This is a genomic window from Vibrio sp. 1641 (assembly GCF_033339995.1).
In the GTDB taxonomy this organism is placed as follows: domain Bacteria; phylum Pseudomonadota; class Gammaproteobacteria; order Enterobacterales; family Vibrionaceae; genus Vibrio; species Vibrio alginolyticus.
This window is the reverse complement of record NZ_JAWOVP010000062.1, coordinates 1-991: the sequence shown is the minus strand read 5'-3', so window position 1 is coordinate 991 and position 991 is coordinate 1. Positions and strand designations below refer to the sequence as shown.

At 47.0% G+C, this 991-nt stretch carries 1 pseudogene; it reads left to right on the top strand.

The features are described 5' to 3' along the window. Positions 1-971: pseudogene (locus R7Z47_RS24160) on the top strand (AMP-binding protein); the annotation flags it as partial. Between the last annotated feature and the right edge of the window lie 20 nt (positions 972-991).

Genomic DNA, 991 nt, shown 5'->3' with positions numbered 1-991 from the left:
TCGTAGATAACACACCTGTGAAACACGTGGTGCTAACTAGCCTTGGCCAAATGCTGCCACGTGCGAAAGGTACGATTGTCGATTTCGTGGTGAAATACGTAAAAGGTATGGTTCCTAAGTACGATCTACCGGGCGCAATTTCAATGCGCAAAGCACTGCGCAAAGGTCGTCGTCTGCAATACGTGAAGCCGTTTATGTCTGGTGATGATATTGCATTTCTGCAATACACTGGTGGTACTACGGGTGTCGCAAAAGGTGCAATCCTAACGCATCGCAACATGATTGCGAACGTGCTTCAGGCGAAAGGGGCTTACGGTCCTGTACTTTCTCCAGGTCGTGAATTAGTGGTAACCGCATTGCCGCTTTACCACGTGTTTGCACTGACAGTGAACTGTTTGCTGTTTATCGAAATGGGTGGTCGTAACTTACTGATTACCAACCCGCGTGATATTCCCGGCTTTGTAAAAGAGCTGCAAAAGTACCAATTCACAGCGATCACAGGTGTGAATACCTTATTCAATGCGCTAGTGAACAATGAAGATTTCCATGAGTTGGACTTCAGTAATCTTCGCTTGGCTGTTGGTGGTGGTATGGCAGTTCAACGTGCTGTTGCTGAGAAATGGCTGAAGACCACAGGCTGCTACCTGCTTGAAGGTTATGGACTTACTGAGTGTTCACCGTTAGTTGCAGCTTACCCGCATGACTTGGTTGAGTACAACGGTTCTATCGGTCTGCCAGTTCCTTCGACAGAAGTTCGTATGGTTGATGAAGAAGGCAATGTACTGCCAAATACTGGTACAGGTGAGCTACAAGTTCGCGGCCCTCAAGTAATGCAAGGTTACTGGCAACGTCCGGAAGCAACTAAAGACACCATTAACGAAGACGGTTGGCTATCAACGGGTGACATCGTTAAGTTTGATGACGAAGGCTTCCTGCACATTGTTGACCTTAAGAAAGACATGATCTTAGTATAAGGCTGCAACGTTTACCC